Annotated in this window: 25 protein-coding genes; 23 read left to right on the top strand and 2 right to left on the bottom strand. The window is 34.7% G+C overall.

Annotated features, from left to right (window positions below):
• Positions 1 to 146: 146 nt before the first annotated feature.
• The 23 genes from UIB65_RS07170 to UIB65_RS07060 all read left to right on the top strand — a co-directional run bounded on the left by UIB65_RS07170 (position 147) and on the right by UIB65_RS07060 (position 17697).
• Positions 147 to 383, top strand: a complete 237-nt coding sequence (locus tag UIB65_RS07170) for a helix-turn-helix transcriptional regulator (protein WP_292606539.1) — start codon at positions 147 to 149, stop codon at positions 381 to 383.
• An 8-nt stretch (positions 384 to 391) separates the two neighbouring features.
• Positions 392 to 1126, top strand: coding sequence for a DUF4013 domain-containing protein (locus tag UIB65_RS07165; protein ID WP_330040566.1), 735 nt, complete (start codon positions 392 to 394; stop codon positions 1124 to 1126).
• A gap of 10 nt (positions 1127 to 1136) precedes the next feature.
• Positions 1137 to 1970 (top strand): DUF4013 domain-containing protein, encoded by an 834-nt coding sequence (locus UIB65_RS07160; RefSeq protein WP_330040565.1) that lies wholly within the window; start codon positions 1137 to 1139, stop codon positions 1968 to 1970.
• 59 nt (positions 1971 to 2029) lie between these two features.
• The gene (locus UIB65_RS07155; RefSeq protein ID WP_330040563.1) at positions 2030 to 2947 is read left to right on the top strand and encodes an ATP-binding cassette domain-containing protein; all 918 of its coding nucleotides are present in this window, start codon (positions 2030 to 2032) and stop codon (positions 2945 to 2947) included.
• A gap of 9 nt (positions 2948 to 2956) precedes the next feature.
• Entirely contained in the window at positions 2957 to 3682 is a 726-nt protein-coding gene (locus UIB65_RS07150) for an ABC transporter permease (RefSeq protein WP_330040562.1), read from the top strand.
• 65 nt (positions 3683 to 3747) lie between these two features.
• The gene (locus UIB65_RS07145) at positions 3748 to 4029 is read left to right on the top strand and encodes a zinc ribbon domain-containing protein (protein WP_330040560.1); all 282 of its coding nucleotides are present in this window, start codon (positions 3748 to 3750) and stop codon (positions 4027 to 4029) included.
• 102 nt (positions 4030 to 4131) lie between these two features.
• Positions 4132 to 4569, top strand: coding sequence for a hypothetical protein (locus tag UIB65_RS07140; RefSeq protein ID WP_330040559.1), 438 nt, complete (start codon positions 4132 to 4134; stop codon positions 4567 to 4569).
• A 50-nt stretch (positions 4570 to 4619) separates the two neighbouring features.
• Positions 4620 to 6071 carry an asparagine synthase-related protein gene (locus UIB65_RS07135; RefSeq protein WP_330040558.1) on the top strand — a complete coding sequence of 484 codons (1452 nt, stop codon included), beginning with the start codon at positions 4620 to 4622 and terminating at the stop codon, positions 6069 to 6071.
• 121 nt (positions 6072 to 6192) lie between these two features.
• Complete coding sequence (gene gatC / locus UIB65_RS07130) at positions 6193 to 6408, top strand: Asp-tRNA(Asn) amidotransferase subunit GatC (RefSeq protein ID WP_292606527.1); 216 nt, start codon at positions 6193 to 6195, stop codon at positions 6406 to 6408.
• 11 nt (positions 6409 to 6419) lie between these two features.
• Entirely contained in the window at positions 6420 to 6905 is a 486-nt protein-coding gene (locus tag UIB65_RS07125; RefSeq protein WP_330040556.1) for an amino acid-binding protein, read from the top strand.
• A gap of 9 nt (positions 6906 to 6914) precedes the next feature.
• Entirely contained in the window at positions 6915 to 7934 is a 1020-nt protein-coding gene (locus UIB65_RS07120) for a homoserine dehydrogenase (protein ID WP_330040555.1), read from the top strand.
• A 32-nt stretch (positions 7935 to 7966) separates the two neighbouring features.
• Positions 7967 to 9178, top strand: a complete 1212-nt coding sequence (locus UIB65_RS07115; RefSeq protein ID WP_330040554.1) for a cofactor-independent phosphoglycerate mutase — start codon at positions 7967 to 7969, stop codon at positions 9176 to 9178.
• The gene (locus UIB65_RS07110; protein WP_330040553.1) at positions 9179 to 9814 is read left to right on the top strand and encodes a flavodoxin family protein; all 636 of its coding nucleotides are present in this window, start codon (positions 9179 to 9181) and stop codon (positions 9812 to 9814) included.
• Positions 9815 to 9817: 3 nt separating this feature from the next.
• Complete coding sequence (locus UIB65_RS07105; protein WP_330040552.1) at positions 9818 to 11173, top strand: MATE family efflux transporter; 1356 nt, start codon at positions 9818 to 9820, stop codon at positions 11171 to 11173.
• Entirely contained in the window at positions 11173 to 11580 is a 408-nt protein-coding gene (locus UIB65_RS07100) for a GNAT family N-acetyltransferase (RefSeq protein WP_330040551.1), read from the top strand. Before UIB65_RS07105 ends, UIB65_RS07100 begins: the two co-directional genes overlap by 1 nt.
• A gap of 9 nt (positions 11581 to 11589) precedes the next feature.
• Positions 11590 to 11757 (top strand): hypothetical protein, encoded by a 168-nt coding sequence (locus UIB65_RS07095; RefSeq protein ID WP_330040550.1) that lies wholly within the window; start codon positions 11590 to 11592, stop codon positions 11755 to 11757.
• Positions 11758 to 11764: 7 nt separating this feature from the next.
• Complete coding sequence (locus UIB65_RS07090) at positions 11765 to 12544, top strand: alpha/beta hydrolase-fold protein (protein WP_330040549.1); 780 nt, start codon at positions 11765 to 11767, stop codon at positions 12542 to 12544.
• 7 nt (positions 12545 to 12551) lie between these two features.
• On the top strand, positions 12552 to 13052 hold the full coding sequence (locus tag UIB65_RS07085; RefSeq protein ID WP_330040548.1) for a zinc-ribbon domain-containing protein: 501 nt from the start codon (positions 12552 to 12554) through the stop codon (positions 13050 to 13052).
• Between the two features lie 59 nt (positions 13053 to 13111).
• Positions 13112 to 14731: a CTP synthase gene (locus UIB65_RS07080; protein ID WP_330040567.1), complete on the top strand. Its 1620-nt coding sequence runs from the start codon at positions 13112 to 13114 to the stop codon at positions 14729 to 14731.
• A 96-nt stretch (positions 14732 to 14827) separates the two neighbouring features.
• Positions 14828 to 15700 carry an A24 family peptidase gene (locus tag UIB65_RS07075; protein WP_330040546.1) on the top strand — a complete coding sequence of 291 codons (873 nt, stop codon included), beginning with the start codon at positions 14828 to 14830 and terminating at the stop codon, positions 15698 to 15700.
• Positions 15701 to 16126, top strand: a complete 426-nt coding sequence (locus UIB65_RS07070; RefSeq protein WP_330040545.1) for a class III signal peptide-containing protein — start codon at positions 15701 to 15703, stop codon at positions 16124 to 16126.
• 124 nt (positions 16127 to 16250) lie between these two features.
• On the top strand, positions 16251 to 17012 hold the full coding sequence (locus tag UIB65_RS07065; protein ID WP_330040543.1) for a hypothetical protein: 762 nt from the start codon (positions 16251 to 16253) through the stop codon (positions 17010 to 17012).
• A 4-nt stretch (positions 17013 to 17016) separates the two neighbouring features.
• Positions 17017 to 17697, top strand: coding sequence for a TIGR00289 family protein (locus UIB65_RS07060; RefSeq protein WP_330040542.1), 681 nt, complete (start codon positions 17017 to 17019; stop codon positions 17695 to 17697).
• Here UIB65_RS07060 and UIB65_RS07055 read toward each other — a convergent pair whose 3' ends face one another.
• Together UIB65_RS07055 and UIB65_RS07050 are read right to left on the bottom strand one after the other, a co-directional pair.
• On the bottom strand, positions 17698 to 18237 hold the full coding sequence (locus UIB65_RS07055; RefSeq protein ID WP_330040541.1) for a nucleoside monophosphate kinase: 540 nt from the start codon (positions 18235 to 18237) through the stop codon (positions 17698 to 17700).
• A gap of 6 nt (positions 18238 to 18243) precedes the next feature.
• A partial coding sequence (locus UIB65_RS07050; RefSeq protein ID WP_330040540.1) for a phosphopantothenate/pantothenate synthetase family protein occupies positions 18244 to 18612 on the bottom strand: 369 nt, incomplete at its 5' end.

Below are 18612 nucleotides of genomic sequence, written 5' to 3'. Positions count from 1 at the left end.
ATTTTAAATAGATATTTGATGTTTTATAAAAAATAGTAAAGTTTATATACTATGTAATTTAACATTAACATAAGTAATTATATTTTAACATAATTGCTTAAGTACTTAAATACTTTTTGTAAAAATAACTTAAGTTGTGAATTACAATGCGAACCATGATTAAATATTTAAGACAAGAGCTCAAAATGAGCCAAAAAGAACTGGGCGATAAAGTTGGAGTAACCCGGCAAACCATTAATGCACTGGAAAACGGCAGGTATAATCCATCTTTATTTTTAGCTTATGAAATTACCCAGGTTTTTAATAAAATAATGTTCAAAGGTGATCGAGAAAAATATTTCATCATGGAAGAGATATTCATCTTCGATGATGACTATTATTAGGTGATAAAATGATTTTAGACATTTATAAAGATGCGCTAGAGTATTCAGCTAAAGACTGGAAAACATTGGTATTATTAGGTGTAATCTGTTTATTCAGTTTCTTATTGCTGCCAATTTTCTTAGTTGCAGGATATAATTATAGAGTTATTAGTAATGCAGTACATGGGGTTATCAATGGAAGGGATCCATTGCCTGAGTTCAATGATTTAGTAGACATGTTTGTTAGCGGTGTTAAAGTTGTGATTGTCCAGATTGCATATCTGATTGTGCCTGTGATTTTATTCATAATCTTTGCAGCCCTTGCATCCTATTTAAATGGAATGGCTGGAATTGCAATAATGATTATCGGATGTTTAATTACATTGGTTGTTGGTGTAATTGCATATTTGATGGCTCAAATGGGATTGTGCCATATGGCATACAACGACGGTGCATTCTCAAAAGCATTTGATTTACATGAAATAAAAGGAGTCATTGATGAAGTCGGCTGGTTTGAATGCATCATAACTTATTTGGGATTGATTATCATAACAGTTGTAATTGCATTAGTCATATCTTTTATTATTGGATTGGTATTCACAGTATTTGGATTTTCAGGATTCTTGTTCAGTGCTGAGGCTGCTGGCGGAATATTCCTTTTAGGCATGTTGGTTAATTGGTTGATTTCAATAGTTGTTGTCGGACCTTACTTAGGAATATTCAATTCAAGATCCATTGGATTGTTATACACAATGCAAATCTAGAGGTATTAATGTGGCAAGTATAACAGATTGTGTCGTTGAAGGATTGAAATATCCTTTCAGCGACATCAAAAAAATTTTGGGATTTGGTGTGCTGTTTGCATTAATGAGTGCATTGTCAACATACATTGGATTTAAGTCATTGGACATTTTTAGATTGTCCGTACATGCTGTTGAAAATGCTAATACTACATTAACACACATGCCCATTTCACAGTTGCCTGCTGGAGATATGTATATTTTAGCGGGACTTATGGTCATTAGCTTTATCGTATCATTATTCATATTCGGATATCAATACGATATCGTAAAGTATTCAATAGACAAAAAAGCAGATCTTCCAGCATTCAGCGATATCCTGGGAATGCTTATTCGTGGAATAAAATATTTCATTGTAATATTGGCATATAACCTCATCCCTGCTGTCATTTTTGTATGTGGAGTGATACTGAATAATTCATCAGCATTTATATTGATGGCAGTCATTTCAGGTCTGTTATTTGTAATTGCATTTTTCTTCCTGATTATGGCATTGAACAATATGGTTGCTTATGATAGCCTTAAAAAAGCGTTTGACATTCGAGAAATAACTGGATATATTGCAAATCTTGGATGGGGCAAATACATTGGAATAATCATATTTACACTTATCGTATACATGATTATCATGGTTGCCGTAAGCTTTTTTATAGGATTCATTACCATGGCTTTTAGTATGGCAGTTTCAAATCAGGCGTTTGCCATATCCATTTTCATTGCAATAATCGAAGGATTGTTCATAGACTCCTATATGGGTCTGTTTTTCAATAGAGTATGTGGATCAGTATATAGAGAAGCAATTAAATAGTTGGAATGTCTTACACATTCTATTTTTTATTTTTTAGTTAATTTAGGGGGGTTTTTAATATGGTAGACTACGTTATCGAAACAAATCAGTTGTCAAAAATATATTCCAAAAGTAATGCAGTAAATTCTGTAAATATGCATGTTGAAAAAGGAAAAATATATGGGCTTTTGGGTAAAAATGGAGCTGGAAAAACCACAACAATGTGCATGCTTTTAAATTTAACATATCCAAGCAGCGGGGAGATACTTCTATTTGGAAAAAATCCAAAAAGATATTCAAAAGAAATTTATCCAAAAATAGGTTCAATAATTGAAACTCCTGGATTTTACGAAAATCTAACAGCATATGAAAACTTAAAAGTCATTGCAAAAATAAGGGGGGATTTCAACTCCCATAATATAAATTCAGTTCTTGAACTGGTTAATTTGGATAAGGACAAATCAAAAAAATTCAAGGATTTTTCATTAGGTATGAAGCAGCGTCTGGGAATAGCTGCAGCCATTATGCACAGTCCCGAACTGCTGATTTTGGATGAACCTATTAATGGTCTTGATCCTTTCGGAATCAAAGAGATAAGAAAATTACTTAAGAGATTATCCCATGAATTCGGAATAACAATTCTGATTTCATCTCACATTCTAAGCGAAATGGAAAATATTGCAGATGTCATAGGATTTATGGATAATGGGGTTCTTATTGATGAAGTTTCAAAAGAAGAATTATACAATAGGTTGAAGAAATTTGTTGAATTTGAAGTATCGGATATTGAACTGGCTCTAAATATATTTAAAAAATTGGAGCTTAAGGAAAATGATGATTTTGCAGTTGATGGGTCTGTGATTCGTCTGTATACTCATCTCGAGATGAGGGATAAATTCAATGAATTATTTGTAAAATCAGGAATTGGTGTTAAAAAGGTAAATCTATGTGAAGAAAATCTGGAGGAGTTTTTCACACGTTTTGTTTCAAATAATTAGGTGATTTGAATGTTGACTTTTATTGAAATAGAATTTTTAAAGCTTAAACGGTCAAAAATATTTTTGTTAAGTTTGATGGGAGCTATTCTCCCTCCATTGCTAATGTTTATAGCAGTTACTGCCTTTGATGAGGGTGGGACTTTTGAAGCCTTATTCACTAATGTGAATATGTACATGACAGCGATGTTTTCAGTTTTAATCTTTGCAATAATCATATCCTACCTTTTTGGAAGGGAATACAATGAACATACTCTAAAGACAATGTTGACAATCCCAATTTCAAGGGGAAAATTCCTAGCAAGCAAATACATGATGTTTTTAGTATGGATAGTAATTTTAACTGTGGTTACAAGCATATCAACATTAGCATTTGGTCTTATTGCGGGTCTTGACGGATTCAGCTTAAAGTTATTTATAGATAACATTGCACAGCTTCTATATGCAAATGCACTGCTGTTTTTGACATTTTCTCCATTCGTGTTTGTATCATTATTCATTACAAATATGGTTCCGGCGATGATTGGAGGTGCTGGCTTGGCGTTGGTGAACTTGATGGTTTATGGTCAAAACTGGGCACCATTTGTTCCTTGGATATCTCCATATCTGATTGCATCAGGGAAAATAGCGGAGTATGGTGCAAGCATGTCTGTCTCTTATGGTATTATTTTAGTTACTTTCGTAATTGGGATTGCAGTTTCATATATTTACTTTACAAGATGTGATGTTTCACTTTAACATTACTCATCAAATGGTCTTTCCAATGTTTTAATAGGCATTAAAGTAATAACAATTAATGGGATGTGATTATATTGAATGATTTTGAAAATCAAAAATTCTGTCAATCTTGTGCAATGCCGTTAACCGATGAACTTTTCGGAACCAATGCAGACGGCACAAAAAATGAAGACTATTGCATATACTGCTTTAAGGATGGGGAATTCACTTCAGACATGTCAATGGAAGAGATGATGAATTTCTGCATAGATAAGATGGTTGAAGTTCACCCGGAAATTGATAAGGCTGAAGCTTCAGCAATGATGAACGACGTATTCCCTAAATTGAAAAGATGGGCAAACGATTAGTTTCCCATCTGTCACTTCTTTTTTTTTTAATTTCCATTCCCTTTTGATATTACAAAAGATATATAATGTAAAAAATAGGATATATTAAAAGGGAGTTTAAAAATGAAACTGTGGAATCCAATAGCTTTTTTCATAAGTCTTATGATGAGTATAGTAATGCCGTTGATTTTTGCAACACCTAGAGGAATGCCTTTGGATATATGCTTTTTAATGTGGCCTCTTCGTTGGGTTGTTGCTTACTTTATTGTTAATTTTATTGTTAATCCTTTATCTCTTAAGTTGGCCTATAAAGTGTTTGGCTTTAAATTGGGAATGAAAACAGGTTTGTGGAACCCGTTGGCATTTTTCATAAGCCTGATTATGAGCTTTATAATGCCTTTGATATTCGGAGTTTCTAGTGGACAATTGCCTGTGGATGTGCAGTTCTATATGTGGCCTCTCAGATGGATTGTAGCTTACTTTATTGTAAACATGATTGTAAATCCGTTGGCATTCAAATTGGCCGGAAAGGTATTCGGATTCAATCCGATGAATCACTAGTTTTATTAACCGTTAAATTTAGATATAATCTTTAGGAGAAATTTGATAATATGTGTTCAATAGTGGGTTTGCAGGGCAACGTTAATGCGGAAGATATTGTAAAAATGTTAAAGGTCTCTAAAAACAGAGGGCCTGATTCATCAGGAGTTTATTTGGATAAAATTTATGAAAACATTAATCTGGATGAATTTGATTATGATGGCACCTGTCAAATAGCTTTTGGACATAATTTGCTGTCCATTTATGATTCTGATACCAGAATGTCAAAGCCTCAACCGGTTTCAAATGAGAATCTTGTTTTGGTTTTCAATGGGGAGCTTTATAATTTCAATACCCTCAAAAACTTCCTGTCAAAGGTAGGGGTGGATGCAGAAATCACATCAGATGCCGATGCTCTGCTTTATCTAATTGATTTTTATGCTGAAAAGCTTGATTTTCTCAAGGCGGTTCAATCCGCAATCAAACTGATTGACGGAGATTATGCCTTTGCAGTCTGGGACTCACAAAACCTTGCAATCGCAAGAGATCCTTTGGGTGTAAAACCATTATTCTATTCCCAAAATGATGAAATAAAAGGATTTGCATCAACAAAGCAATCCTTAAAGGAAGCGGGGTTTACTGACATTCTCACCCTGAAACCGGAACACATACTTTATAACTGGCAGGACATATCTCCGGCACAGCCGGTTTATGAAAAGGTTTTTGAAGGGGACGTTGCTAAAATAGACAAGATTTTAAGGTTGAGTGTTGTTAAAAGGATTGAAAGATTGTCTGAGATAGGTGTGATATTTTCCGGAGGTCTTGACAGCTCATATCTTGCATTGCTTTTAAAGGAAATATCTGAAAACATTCCCCTAAAAATCAAGTTGTATGCTGTGGGTGTCGAAGGTTCAAAAGATGTGGAAGCTGCAATATATGCATCAAAATTCCTAAACTTGGATTTGGAAATATTTGAAGTTACAGAAGATGCAGTGCGTGAGGCTTTGCCAAGCGTGGTCAAGGCAATCGGTGATGATAATCTGATGAAGGTTGGTGTTGGTCTTACAACTTACTTTGCAACTAAAATGGTTGCTCGTGACGGATTGAAGGTAGCTATTTCAGGCCAGGGTGCAGATGAGCTCTTTGGAGGATATAAAAGATATGTTCAAAGCTTCATTGACGGAACATTGAATTATGATTTGAGGGTGGACATGTCAAAGATGTATCATGTCAACCTTGAGCGTGATGATGCATGTTCAATGCTTAATTCTGTAGAGTTGAGATTGCCGTTTTTGGATAAGAAACTTGTTGAATTGGTTTTAAATATTCCTGACAATAAAAAAATCGTTTCAATGCATGATGATATGAGAAAGAGCATTTTAAGAAAATTGGCTTTTGAAGAGGGCCTTGATTATGAGATAGCTTACAGGCCTAAAAAGGCAGCCCAATATGGAACAGGCATTGACAAGATATTGCGCAAGAAGATTACAAAAGATACTGATATTTCAAAATATCTGGAATAATTTTTTCACTTTTTTCTAAAAAATTAATTCTTTTTTTACCATATTCCTTTTTAAAATCTTTAACTTTATTAATATCAAAAAACATAATAAATATATTATTAATTATTAGGAGTTTATATTTATGACAATCGAAAAAGATGCTGAAGATATTATAGAAAAATTCTCAAAAATCTTAGAGGATATTCCTGATTCCGATGAAACATGGTATATCACAGATAATTTAAATTTAACACGCAAAGATGAATCTCATGAAAAAAATCCTGAAAAAATATTGAGAAATGCAAGGATTGATAAAGAAGGAAATCTTGTAGTGAAAAGAGCAGATTGGACTAATTAAGAGTGATTTTTATGAGAATAAATTTAGTTCTAGAGCTTTTAGATGTTCCTGGACAGTTAATTAAAATATTGGAACCAATTAGTATGCTTGGTGCTAATTTAATAACTATTATTCATAAAAGGGACTATAAAAGTGAGAATGGTAAAGTTCCGGTTCAGTTAACATTGGAAGGTGAACAGGAAAGCCTTAAAAAGGTAGTAAATAGATTTGAAGAGTTAGGATTTACCATTATTGAAATGGATGGGGTTATTAAAAAGGAAAAAATCACCACCATTCTCTTTGGCCACATTGTTGATCAGGATTTAAGGGATACAATGGATAGAATCAACGAACTTGAAAGTGTTGACATAGTAGGATTTGACATTAAGCTGGATGGGGAAGAAAAATCCACAGCACTGATTAACATAGAAGCTGATGTAGGTAACAAACAGTTAATATTTGATAAAATTGATGAAATTGCCGAAGAAAAAAATTTACTAGTGATTAATGAAGTTTAAGTGATTATTATGGATGAATGTAAAGTCATTATTATGGGATTTGGTTCAGTAGGCCAAGGTGTTGCCAATGCACTTTCCATGAAAAAAGATTTAATTAAAGATAAAACAGGAGTCAGTGTAAAAGTTGTTGCTGCAGCTGACTCATCTTCATCTGCAATTTCACAAGATGGATTGGATGAAGAGTTACTTGTTAAAACTAAAAAAGAAGAAGGAAAATTATCTGCATATCCTGAGTTCGGGTCTGAAAAGTGTGGTGTGGATGTTTTAGATGCTGTTGAATATGATTGTCTTATTGAAGCAACTCCTACAAATATTGTTGATGCAGAACCTGCACTTTCATTAACTTTCAAAGCCTTCGAACAGGGAAAAGATGTAGTGACTTCAAATAAGGGACATTTAGCTCTTAAATTCAGAGAAGTCGTTGAAGCCGCTGAAAAAGCAGGCGTTGAATTTATGTATGAAGCAAGCGTCGGCGGGTCCATGCCTATCATTAATTTCGCAAAAGACACACTTGCATCCTGCAGTATTGAATCAGTTAAGGGTATTCTAAATGGTACCACAAATTATATCTTATCAAGAATGACTTCTGAAGGTTCAGATTATGAAGTCATATTGAAGGAATCACAGGAATTGGGTATTGCAGAAACCGATCCTACACAGGATGTGGAAGGTATTGATGCTGCCTGTAAAACAGTAATTCTTGCAAATTCTCTTTTGGGAATTGATGCAACATACAGTGATGTTAAAGTTGTAGGAATTTCAAATATCAATTCACAGGCTATCGAGCTTGCTAAAAAGGATGATTATCTAATCAAGTTAATAGCTGAAGTGTCTCACGACAACTTACAGGTATCTCCTCGTTTAGTTAAAAGGGGAAGTTCTTACGATGTAAGTGGAACTTTAAACATGGCTACAATCAAAACAGATTTGGCTGATGAAGTGTCTGTAATTGGACTTGGAGCAGGTTCACTCGAAACTGCTTCTGCGATGTTGACTGATTTAATTAGTATTTTGAAAAATAAAAACTAATTAAATATTTTTTACTTTTTTTTGATGATAATATGAAATATGTAATTTTTATCCCTGACGGGTCAAGCGATTATCCTGTAGATGAATTAGATGGAAAAACTCCTTTGATGGTGGCCAATACTCCTAATATAGATAAATTAGCTAAAAAAGGGTTTGGCGGTTTTACAAATAATGTTCCCGAGCAGTATACTCCTGGGTCTGACGTTGCCAATATGAGTATTTTCGGATTTAATCCTGCCGATTATTATACTGGCCGTGGACCGTTGGAAGCTGGCAGTGAAGGTATTCCAACAAAACCTGAAGATGTGATATTCAGATGCAATACCATATACAGCGAAAGTGACTCCATGGATGATTTCAATGCGGGCCACATCACCACTGAGGAAGCGGATGTATTGATGAAAGGTTTAAACGATTATTTCACTGAAAAATATCCTGATTTTAAAGGTAAGTTCTACACTGGCGTAAGCTACAGGCATTTATTTATATATTCCTGTGACAGCGTCGATGATGCTGAAATTTTATCCGGCATTAAAACAATGCCTCCTCATGATATTTCCGGTGAAAAATTGGCTGATAATCTGTTTGGCGATTGTGAACTTGCTCAGGAAATCCAAAGCATAATGTTTGAAGCAAGGCAATACCTTGAAAACCATGAGATTAACCAGAAAAGGGAAATCCCTGCAAATATGGTATGGTTATGGGGACAGGGCGTAACTCCAAGCCTGCCTAATTTCGAACAGACTTATGGAATTACCGCTTCAGTAATCACAGGTGTGGACTTGCTCAAAGGTATCGGAAACTTTGCAGGCATGAATATTATTGACGTTCCTGGAGCTACTGGATACTTCGATACTGATTATGAAGCTAAGGGAAAATATGGTATTGAAGCTTTAAAGGAAACAGATTTATTGTTGATTCACATTGAAGCTCCTGATGAAGCGGGACATGCTCAAAATACTGCTGAAAAAGTCAAGGCAATTGAAAGAATCGATGAATTTATTGTCGGACCGATTATTGAAAGTTTGGAAGGCCAGCCTTACAGGGGAGCAATTTTGCCCGACCATCCAACCCCAATCAGTGTTGGAACTCACACTCGAGATAACGTCCCTATAGTAATCTTTGATTCACAGCGTGACGGAGATGAATGCGAATCATTTGATGAAGAGGGCGTTAAAAAAGGTTCACTTGAATTTAGGGAAGGTCATTTCCTTGTTCAAAGATTGATTGATGGAGACTATTAAATGAAAGTTATTTTAGTAAACGGAAGCCCGAATAAAAACGGCTGTACATATACTGCACTTACATATGTTGAAGAAACTTTAAACGAAGCAGGAATTGAAACTGAAATATTTTGGATTGGTACAAAACCTATTATTGGATGTATCGCATGCATGAAATGTGCTGACAAAGGCAAATGTACCTTTGATAATGATGTTGTAAATGAATTCACCAAAAAGGCAGAAGAGGCCGACGGATTCATATTCGGATCACCTGTATATTATGCGGGAGCAACCGGAGCAATAACCTCCTTTTTGGACAGAGCATTCTTCTCAAATTCACAGGGTACTGGCCTTGAAGCGTTCAAACACAAGCCTGCTTCTGTAATATGTTCTGCAAGAAGGGGTGGAACAACCGCAACCTATGATCAGCTGAATAAGTATTTGGGAATTTCACAAATGCCTATTATTTCCTCATTCTATTGGAATATGGTTCATGGAAACACTCCCGAAGAGGTTAAACAGGACTTGGAAGGTCTTGCTACTATGAGACAGCTCGGAAGAAACATGGCATTTTTCTTAAAGTGTATTGAAGCGGGTAAAAAAGAAGGTTTGACTCCAGAAGAAGAACCAAAAGTCGCTTTTAATTTCATACGATAAGTTATGAATGTATTTAAAACTCCTGAAGGATATTTATATTCTAATAAGGCATTGTTCTACCTGTTTATTCCACTTTTGGTAGAATATGCTTTGGAATTTTTTGTAGGTCTGGCAGATTCTATAATGGTGGCTTCATTGGGTGAATCAGCAATTTCAGGAGTTTCTTTAGTTGATTTTTTAATGCAACTACTTATTTTTTCTTTTTCAGCCTTGGCAACGGGTGGTGCTGTTGTTGCAGGACAATATCTTGGTGACAAGCAATATAAAAAAGCTCAAAATGCATCCACTCAGCTTGTCTGGTTTTCAACTATTTTATCATTTGCATTAATGATTCTTGTTGTTATTTTAAGGCAGATTTTAATTGGAATGCTTTTCGGTCAAATCGAAGCGGATGTGTGGCATAATGCTGAAGTCTATCTGTATATTGTTGCCCTGTCAATTCCATTTATTGCATTGTATAATGCAGGTGCAGCAATTTTTAGAACAACCAATGATGCATTGCTTCCTATGAAAATAATGTTGGTTTGTGATGTATTAAACGTTGCCGGAAATGCATTCTGTATTTATTATTTGGGTTGGGATGTCCGTGGCGTAGCTATTCCAACAGTTATTTCAAGAATGTTGGCTGCAGTTGCAATAATATACTTTGTTGTCGATGAAAAGTATGAATTGCACATCAAAAGGACTTTAAGGCATAAATTTGATGCAGTTATCCTTAAGAAAGTTTTAATGGTTGGAATTCCTTATGGAATAGAGAACGGCCTGTTTCAATTTGGCCGTGTACTGGTTTTAAGTCTGGTTTCAACATTCGGAACAATGGCAATAGCTGCAAATTCTGTCGGATATTCTATTGGAATATTTTCAGTTTTGCCAGGTTTTGCAATTAATTTGGGCCTTACTGCCATAATATCCAATTGTGTTGGGGCAAACGATTACGACCAGGCAAGATATTATAACAGAAAATGCTTGATAATTGTTTTTGTTTCACATATTCTAATTAATCTGGTAATTTTTGCGATATTGCCTTTGGTTTTAAACATTTACAATTTATCCTCTCAAACCGCTCAAATGACAACAGAAATGGTGGTTTGGCATGGAATTTTTGCAATAATCATTTGGCCGTTATCATTTACACTGCCTGCAACATTCAGAGGCGCTGGCGATTCAAAATCAGTAATGTATATCAGTCTGGCAGTAATGTTCACTTGCAGAATAGCTCTTTCATATGTTATAGCTGGATGGATGGGAATTGGAGTGTTCGGAACATGGATTGCAATGTTTATAGATTGGTATGTGCGTGCCGGAATTTACGTTTACCGATACTTTTCAAACAAATGGACAAACTACAGGGTGGTTTGATGGTGGAAATAATTTACAAGGAAATTCATGAATTCAAAAGGAAAGATTTAAAGGATTTGTTTTTGTCTGTTGAATGGTCTTCAGGTCATTTTCCGGAAAAACTTCAAATAGCAATGAAAAACTTTGAAACGGTAATTTCCGCATGGGACGGAGAGAAACTGGTTGGAATGATATGTGCAATGGATGACGGAATCATGACTGCATATGTTCATTACTTGCTGGTCAATCCCGAATATCAGGATATGGGAATAGGAAAACATTTAGTGGATGAAGTAAAAGATATCTACAATGATTATTTGAGAATAGTCGTTATTGGCTATGATGAAGAAATTGGCTTTTATGAAAGTTGCGGCTTTGAAAAGGCGGATGACGCCAGCCCGCTTTTCATCACGGATTTATGGACATAAGGTGTAATGATGATTGAAAATGAAGATATATTCAATAAGATAACAGGTATGGTAAATTTAAACGATGCACATTTTAAAGTGATTCTGGATAATCAGAATCTGATTTTGAAAAATCAGGAAGTTCTATTTAAGGAATTCAAAAAAATCAACGAAAGATTAGATAAACTAGAAGAGTAGATGTTATATGGTTCTGTTTAGAGGAGATGTCAAGTGCAAAAGCTTGCAGAGAAGAACATCAATCAGCGTTATATTGCCTTGCGACAATATTCATTTTTTGCAGGATAGCGAAGAAATAGTGCCTCAGCCCTATAAAACATTGTATCTGCTTCATGGATTGTATGGCAGTGATGACATATTCCTTGCAAACACTTCCATTCAGAAATTTGCAGAGGATAACGGAATAGCCATTGTCATTCCATGCGGAGAGAATAGCTTTTACGTTGATGATGAAAAGTCACATAGGTTCTATGGAGAATATGTCGGCAGGGAATTGTTGGACATCACACGAAACATCTTTCCGTTGTCTGATAAAAGGGAAGACACTTTCATTGCAGGTTTTTCCATGGGAGGCTATGGAGCTATCCGCAACGGGGTTAAATATTCCCAAAACTTTTCAAAAATAGGTATGATTTCTGCAGCACTGATTACAGATGATATTGTCAATTATTCCGAAGATTCAAATGTGCTTCGCTCAAGGTCATTTTATGAATCAATTTTTGGCAATTTGGATGAATTAATAGGTTCGGATATGGATCCCAAATCATTAATTGAAAACTGCAGCAGCATTCCGGATATTTTCATGGCTTGCGGCGTTGATGATTTTTTATATTCTAAAAATGTTGATTTTTATGAGTTTTTAAAGTCAAGAGATATCAATGCTGATTTTGTTGAGGCTCCCGGAGAGCATACCTGGGAATTTTGTGAAGAATACATTAAGGAGTTTATTAAAACATTAATAAGGTGATGATACTATGGTTAAATTATGTCCTAAATGTGGTGCTTCATTGTCTGATGTAATTGGAGGTTATCTGTGTCCGGAATGTGGTGGCGGAATGTTTGATGATGATGAGGTTATAATTCCCCGTTGTCCATCATGCGGTGATGAGCTGGGGGATTTGATGGATTCATATTACTGTTACAACTGTTCTCAATCAGTTAGTAAAGACCGTGCAGAGCTTGGCGGAAATTCCAGCTTTGATAATTATGATTTCAATGAGCCTGATTATGATTCAATGGTGAATAATGGCGATGAAATTTGTCTTAATTGTACTTTTTGGAGTGTAAGTCCCTATGGCGCATCTTACGGGATGGTTTGCAGAAAGGGACAGTTCAGTGATGGACCTGGAGATTCATGCGGATATTTTACACCTGAAAGTCACTTCGTCAGTTACGGAAATGATGGGCAATATCAGTTTGATGAAACCGGAAGGGCCATTTCAAATAAATTGTATCACTGGAAAAATAATCGATGATATCAATATTGACTTAAATTTTTATATTATTAATTACTAAAATTATAATTGATTAATTAATTAAGGAGAGGATTTTTCTGACAAAGTATATTATTATAACTGGTGGGGTAGTTAGTTCCATAGGTAAGGGCATTACCTCAGCATCTATGGGTAGGATTTTAAGATCTTACGGTTTAAAAGTTTCAGCAATTAAAATAGACCCTTATTTAAACTGGGATTCTGGAACACTCAATCCATATCAACATGGGGAAGTATTCGTAACTCATGATGGAATGGAAACAGACCTTGACCTTGGTCACTACGAAAGATTTTTGGATGTTGAACTTGATGGAATGGCTAATATTACTACTGGTAAAGTCTATGAATCTGTCATTGCAAAAGAAAGAGAAGGAGGATACTTGGGCGAATGTGTTCAGGTTATTCCACATATCACTAATCGTATAAAAGAAATGATTAGACTTAACTCTGAAAGTGCAGATTATGATGTGGTTTTAGTCGAATTGGGTGGTACTGTCGGAGATATTGAAAGCCAACCTTTCCTTGAAGCTTTAAGACAACTCAGAAATGAGGAAGGACGTGAAAACGTCATGTTTGTCCATGTTACATTTATCCCTTACCTAAATGCAGCTGGAGAATTCAAAACCAAACCGACTCAACATTCCACAAAAGAATTGAGAAGTGTCGGAATAAATCCTGATGTTATTGTATGCCGATCCCAGGAGCACATTGATGATGCATTGCTTGGAAAAGTAGCTCATTTCTGTGATGTGGACGTCAATGCGGTAGTGAACACTCCTGATGCAGGTACAATCTATGAAGTGCCTTTGGTTTTGGAAGATAAAAACATCGGTGAGTTCATCGTAAATAGAATTGGTTTGGATGTTGAACCTGATTCATCAAAATTGGATGAATGGAAAAAGATTGTTGAATCTATTAAAACCGCAGAACCTGAAGTTACCATAGGTATTGTTGGAAAATATGTGGAATTGGAGGATTCCTACATCAGTATCCGTGAATCATTACTTCATGCAGCCGCAAGCGTCGGAGTAAAGGCCAATATCGAATATTTGAGTTCTGATGTTGAAAGATTGGATGAAAAAATCCTTAAGGGATTTGACGGTATCCTAATTCCTGGAGGATTTGGAGAACGTGGTTTTGAAGGCAAATTGGATGCAATAGATTATGCGATTGAAAACGATGTTCCTTTATTTGGAATATGTCTTGGAATGCAGTCCATGGTTACTCAATTTGCAAGAAGAAACGGTTATCCTAATGCAAATAGTTCCGAATTCGATGACAATTTGGAATTCCCTGTAATTGACATGATGGAGGAACAAAAGAAAATCAAAAACATGGGCGGAACAATGCGTTTAGGTTCATATGACTGTAAAATTGTTGAAGGAACCAAAACCTATGAGGCATATGGTGAAATTGATATTGAAGAACGTCACAGACACAGATATGAATTCAACAATGATTTCAGACAAGATTTACAGGATAAAGGCTTAATCATATCTGGTACAAGTCCTGATGACTTTTTAGTTGAAATTGTTGAACTTCCAAATCATCCGTGGGCTATAGGTTGTCAATTCCATCCGGAATTTAAGTCAAGACCTAACAGGCCTCATCCATTATTTAAATCATTTTTAGAAGCTATTTTTGAGTTTTCTAAAAATTAGATTTTTTCTTTTTTTATAGAATTTTACATTTTAAAATCATTTTAACGAGATTATTTTCTATCTAATTAATATTATATTAGGTATTATAATATAATCATGAATTTTAGTCTCGTATTTTTGTTTCAAATATTAATCACTGTATTATTTTGCATTATAAGCGTAATTTTTGATGTTAGGGAGGGAATTGTTCCCAATTGGTTAACATTATGTCTTCTGATTTTTGGTGTGATATCGAATTTAATTTTGTCAATATTTTCATCTAACATTAAATACATTTTAGCTTCAATAATTTCCGCAGTTATAACCTATGCTATCACATATATGATATGGCAATTGAATATTTGGGGTGGTGGTGATGTAAAATTATTCACTGGCATCGCTTCAGTTATACCATTTGGTCTTAATGTTGATTTTTTACATATTTTTCCGAAGTTGTCAGTGTATCCCTTTTCATTCAGTGTTGTCTTGAACAGTATTTTGGTGTCATTTCCTTTTTTGATGATTTTTCTAATTTATTTGATTGTCAAAAATAATGTTTTTAAGGACAATAAGGATTTCCTCTTCAACATGTTTAATTTCAGCAGCATAAACTATATAGTCGAATCAACATTCAATAAGATGGTCCCCGTCAGTGACATAAAGGAAGGGGCAATTGTAAATGAGTATTACTTTAACAATGAATACGTATGTGATTTGATTAATGAGGATGAGGGCAATCTGAAGATTTATAAAAATGATGGAAAGGATTCATATTTCCATTATTATTTTAAATCACAAAGTGCAGGTGGCATCACCGAAAGGGAAATGTATCTGTTAAAGATAATGAGTGCCCAGGGCTTTATTTCAGATGAAATTTCCGTTAAAATTTCATTTCCATTCACTCCCTCAATCCTTTTGGGATTGCTGATTGCAGTTGTTTACGGGGATATAATAATGTTGGTTACAAAAAATATTTTTTTGGTGGTTTGAGTGGTTAAAGATAATTCCGGCCAGGTTTCCCTGGAATATATTTTGATTTTTGTAGTTTCGTTGATTATTCTGATTGTTTTTACTATGCCTTTGGTAAATCAAAGCATCAGTGCCTCAATGGATATTTCGGATTCTTTGAAAATCAAGTCGGACATGTCCAAAATCGCCGTAGCTATTAAAACGGTTTACGGTGAAGGTCAGGGATCAAGACAAATCGTAAACATCTATTCCTCCCATCCGTTTGAAGTCAATGTTGAAAGCGATTATTTATATTGCGATATTCATCTTAAGGACCGCTCAAATAAGCATATCGAGGTTCCATCAAAATCGAATTTGGAATCTACAGCAATCAGTCTTAAAAAAGGTTCAAATGTAGTCACTGTTGAATGGCCTGTTGGTGGTGAAAATATGTTAATATCAACTTGAGATTAAATATTTTTTACAAAAGTTATTTATAATATCCTTTTTTAAATATTATGTATAATAGTTAAGTAGCGTGTGAATTATGGATATTATAACTACAATTATTTATATCATATTATTTATTATCATGATGGTATTTGTCTTTTCAATTGGTATGATTAGGAAATATATGCCAAGAAAGGAAGCCCTTTTGGTTATTCTTGTAGCTTTTTTAATCGGATCAATAGGAGGTGCATTTTTCTTAGAGCCTATCTATAAGGAAGTGCCTTCGGTTTTGCACACTGTTGAAAAGAGCATGCCTAATAATGAAGAGACTTTATACTTGGATTTATCTTCTTCTAATGATTTAAATGAATTGGAAAATGCCTTGTCCAATACCAAAGGTTTCAAATCATATTCTGTGAACAGCATCTCGATAACCCTGTGGAGTTTCAACGATGCAGAACAGTCTTATTTCAAAGAGATAGTTGGCAATATCGATGACAATTATAAGAATTATACTGTAGATCCTTCAGGAGTCATAACTATTGAACTTCCAGATAATTATTCTGCTTCAAAGGCTTTGAAATCTTTTTCAGATTGGTATAAATTAGTGTACGGTGATTCATTATCCTATGCTCAAGTACATTCAAAATTGGTCATTGACGCTTCTCATTTGGATGACTTTAAAAAAGTTTTGCTTGATAGAGGTATTGTTGCAAGTAAGATGGAAGGGCCAGTTCAAGACAGTTTAGATTCTACAAATGCATCTATGGTTTCAGACACTAATTTCGTATTGATTACTGGTGGAATTGGAGTTGTGGTTGCCATAATGGGAATATACTTTGATTCAGTGGTTGTTTATTATAGAAGACTTAGAAAATTCATGAAAACTAAACGCAAACGGTAATTCTATGAATGCTGCAATTTTATTTTCAGGTGGAAAGGATAGTACAATGGCATTGTATTATGCTTTAAAAGAGAAGGAAGATGTCAAATATCTTCTTTCCATGAAATCCATCAATGATGAATCATACATGTTTCATGTTCCGAATATTCATGTAACTGATTTGCTTGCAGAGGCGCTTGATATTCCGATAATTTCTGCAGTGACTGAAGGCGTTAAGGAAGAGGAACTTGGAGATTTGAAAAGGGAATTTGAAAATCTTAAAAGTTTGGGCGTAGAGGTCATATATACAGGAGCACTTTATTCGGTTTATCAGAAATCTAGAATTGAAAAATTAGGTGAAGAGGTTGGACTTGAAATAATTTCACCTTACTGGCATGTTGATGAATTGGAGTATATGCGGGAAATTGTTTCACTTGGTTTTAAGGTTATTATTTCCGGTGTTGCCGCATGGGGCTTGGATGAGTCCTGGTTAGGCCGTGTCATTGATGATGAGGCTATTGATGAACTGGTTGGATTAAGTGAAAAGTATTATGTTAATATTGCTTTTGAAGGTGGAGAGGCTGAAACATTAGCTATAGATGGACCTATTTTCAAAAAACGATTAAAAATATTAAAAGATAGAAAAGAATGGCATCTCGACAGTGGCGTTTATATTATAGAGGATGCAATTCTTGAAGATAAGTAATTAAAGATTGATTTCATCTAAAAACTCATTTATTTTTTCCTGATAGCTTTCCAAATCGCTTTCATTGATAATGATTTTATCTGAAAGTGCGATTACATTGCCGATACCGAAGTCCAATTCCATTTGATCTCTTTTCAAAAATCCACTGTAATCTTTGGAATCGTCTTCTCTCATTCTATTCTGCAGTCTCTTAAAACGCAGGGTAGGATTTGCAAAAATTGAAAGGATTATGAAATTATCGAAGTTTTCTTTGAACATTTCTACTTCATGATGGCTTCTGATGCCTTCGACAATGATTGCGTTTTCATTTCCTTGTTCTTGAAGTTGCTTGATTTTTTTAATTGTTAATTCTGAAACTATGTATTCGCCATGTTCTTTTCTCAAGTTGGTTGCAGTTTCTTTAGTGCTTTCCCCTCTTTTTTTAGCTTCCTCTCTAATTATGTCTCCCATACTAACAATGATGGCTCCTCTTTCGCTTGCCATTTCAGAAACTAAACTTTTTCCAGACCCAGGTAATCCTGAAATTCCCATAACTTGCATTTATATTCACTCTTTTAATTTTATTTGCTGTAATGATTCTTCAAGGTTTTCTTCATTATCAAATTCATTGACCATTTCAATTAAGAACTTTTTATCTTGGGTTTTCAAGTCTTCAGCAATCTTTGTCATGTATGGTATTGCTCTTACAATATTGTCCATGATGGATATGTCTGACATTTTTGATGTTCTTGAAAGCGGATTCAAGTCAATTGTGATTGTATTTTTACCTGATTTTTTCAATATTTCTGCCCTGTCGCCATCTTCAAGAGGCACGAGAACAGTATCGGCGGAATATATTCCGGTTTTGCTTGCTGAAGCCCTATTGTTTTTAATGCCATCAATATATTCGATATCATCATCAAGATGGCCTAGGAT

Source organism: Methanobrevibacter sp. (assembly GCF_036307625.1).
In the GTDB taxonomy this organism is placed as follows: Archaea; Methanobacteriota; Methanobacteria; order Methanobacteriales; family Methanobacteriaceae; genus Methanocatella.
This window is presented reverse-complemented; position numbering and strand designations above follow the sequence as displayed.